Genomic DNA, 2,717 nt, shown 5'->3' on the forward strand with positions numbered 1-2,717 from the left:
CCTGGCGTATCCATCAAAAGTCCACCTTGTGGTAATATTTTTAATGATCTAAAAGTAGTAGTATAACGACCTTTGCTATCATCTTCTCTTATGGCTGCAATTCCCTTTGCTCTAATACGTTGAGTGTATGCACCAGCATCATTTGATCTAATGCTTGAACTTGTAGATGCTTGTCTGCTACATCGCTGCATTGCTCCGCTTTTGTTAACACCACGATTGGCTCAACTTGCGCTTCTTTGGCAATCGCTAAATATCGCTAAATATCGCTCTATTCGATTAAGGTTAAAGTCATTGTTGAGTGAGCAAACAATCATTAAGCTATCGATATTGGTAGCAATAAGTTGAGTAGTTATTTTGGAACCTCGGGCTTTTCGTTGAAAGGTGGACATGCGATGTAAAACTCGAATGAATTTCTCGGTTTGATCAAATAAAACCCAGTCACCGACACAAACTTGTTCACTATTAGCAGGTACGACTAAGTTTAGCTGACCTTGCTCTGATAGTAGGACAAGCTTATTACGATGCTGCTCAATAATTCTTGCCACTTTAAAACAATCAAGTTCAGCTAAACTCAGTTGCTGTTGAAAAAGGGTTTCCAACCTAATTGTAGTAATGTTGTGCCTACTGCACTCATGATAAATTCACCTAATTAATTTTGAAACGTAACGGGTATCTAAGTGCATGTTAACGAATCGTCGATTAATTCTATTGTACAAAACCGACAATTTTATTTGGATGCCACCCCACCATAAACATCGATAGTGAAACCTCGTTGTTGACTATAGTTTTTTGGCGTTAATTGAATTTGTTGCTTTAAATAACGAATTAAATGCGGTTGATCGCTAAAAACAAACTGACAGGCAATATCCACCCAATCAATATCACTCTCTTTACGTTGATAAAGGTATTCTAAAATAGCCACAAGTTTATTCATCGATTGGCATTGCTTAAGAGTAAAACCGGTCACTTTTAAAAAACTACGTTCGACACTACGTTGTGAACAAAACAGCAGGTCAGCTAACTCATTAATAGGCTTATTATTACTTAGCAAAGGAATAATTTTTCGTGTGATTTCGCTATGTGTATCTTCATGGTAATAGGCTAACAAAGGTAAAAACAATTCATCTAATAGTTCAATACAGTTATCCGGTTCATCCTTTGCTTTTACAAGTAATTCATCTGCACTGATGAAAGCAGCACCTTTAAATCCTTCAAAATTCATCGCTTTAACTGTGTTTAACAATGCTTGGCTAAAGGGCACACTATTTAAGGAATATAATGCGCCCACTTTGAACTTAATTCCTATACATGCGAGCTACTTAGCATGGTCTAATTCAATTGTTTTACTGTAAGGATAAAGCCAATGTGGGCCTTTGTAGCGCAACTAGTTAGCTCTACTTTTAGCGAACAGTTGCACTAAAGAAAGGTTAATGTTGATAACTAACGGTTCAGCAGCTCGGCATTTGTTGGATAATTTTCCAGTAACTCAACCAGTTTTATAGCACCTTCTACCGGCTTAAGACCGGTAAGTGCCCTGCGCAATACTCTTACCTTGTCGAGTTCCTTCGCATTTAGCAGCAACTCTTCACGGCGCGTGCTACTTTTAGCAATATCTAACGCAGGAAAAACCCGCTGATTTGCCGCATCACGTGATAAAACCACTTCCATATTACCCGTGCCCTTGAACTCCTCAAATATCACCTGATCCATCCGACTGCCTGTATCTACCAGTACAGTCGCTAGAATGGTCAGCGAGCCACCATGTTCAATTTTTCTCGCTGCGCCAAACAGTTTTCGTGGTATTGCCATCGCTCTAGCGTCAAGCCCGCCCGACATGGTACGACCGCTGCCTTTTTGATTGGCGTTATATACACGTGTGAGCCTGGTCAGTGAATCAATAACAATCATGACATCGTGCCCTTCGCCAGCTTCCCTTCGAGCAATGTTAAGAAGATCATTGGCTACACGAACGTGTTGGTCATAGCTTTCATCTGTCGATGAGGCGTATACTTTTGCCGGTACGCTGCGCTTAAAGTCAGTCACTTCTTCCGGACGCTCATCAATGAGTAATGCATAAAGCTTTATCTCGGGATAGGCTGTGCCCACCGACTGACAAATATGTTTTAACAGTGTAGTTTTGCCAGAGCCCGGTGGAGCAACAATCAAACCTCGCTGCCCCAAACCAATGGGTGTGAATAAATCCATCGCTCGTGTAGAGAGCTGCTGTGAGCCTAACTCTAAACGAATACACTGATGAGGATGGATGGCTACGCCATTTAAAAAACGCTTTTGTGGGTCTTCATGAGGTACAACCTTGACCACTTCATCGACTGGTTTAGCGACTTTTTTTCTTTTTACGTTCAAAGTTAATATTTGTCTTGTCATGATATGGGTTTATAGCTCTAGTGAATTAGGTTTTGTTTAAAATGTTATTAGTCGTCTAAGGCAGTTAACAACTGAGGATGTTGACAGTGTAAGTTTGCCAGTGACTAAAAGAATGATGATAACGTATTAGAAAAAGTATTGATGAATTCTACGCTAATCGGCACAAAGTGTACTTATAAAAATTAATACTGGCATATATTATTATCAGAAAAAAACCACTTGGGATAGGAGGTTTATGATCACTTTTAGCACATTGAACTAAACCGCTCCGCGGTAATGGTGTGTTTGGCAAGCACCGTTCACCCCTTTAACACCTTCACTTATTCCTAAAC

The 2,717-nt window shown here is 40.0% G+C and carries 4 protein-coding genes; all 4 read right to left on the reverse strand.

The annotated features are described in order from the left end of the window. Positions 1-191 (reverse strand): GTPase RsgA (rsgA, locus tag HRT50_RS18535; protein ID WP_367238890.1); only part of this gene is annotated, 191 nt, incomplete at its 3' end. Positions 192-221: 30 nt separating this feature from the next. Continuing rightward, positions 222-599 (reverse strand): GTPase RsgA, encoded by a 378-nt coding sequence (rsgA, locus tag HRT50_RS18540; RefSeq protein WP_291617266.1) that lies wholly within the window; start codon positions 597-599, stop codon positions 222-224. Between the two features lie 128 nt (positions 600-727). Further along, positions 728-1,288: an AraC family transcriptional regulator gene (locus HRT50_RS18545; RefSeq protein WP_291617268.1), complete on the reverse strand. Its 561-nt coding sequence runs from the start codon at positions 1,286-1,288 to the stop codon at positions 728-730. Positions 1,289-1,440: 152 nt separating this feature from the next. Continuing rightward, positions 1,441-2,385 (reverse strand): transcription termination factor Rho, encoded by a 945-nt coding sequence (gene rho / locus HRT50_RS18550; RefSeq protein ID WP_291617269.1) that lies wholly within the window; start codon positions 2,383-2,385, stop codon positions 1,441-1,443. Positions 2,386-2,717 lie beyond the last annotated feature (332 nt).

It is taken from the genome of Colwellia sp. (assembly GCF_013215345.1).
GTDB lineage: Bacteria > Pseudomonadota > Gammaproteobacteria > Enterobacterales > Alteromonadaceae > Colwellia.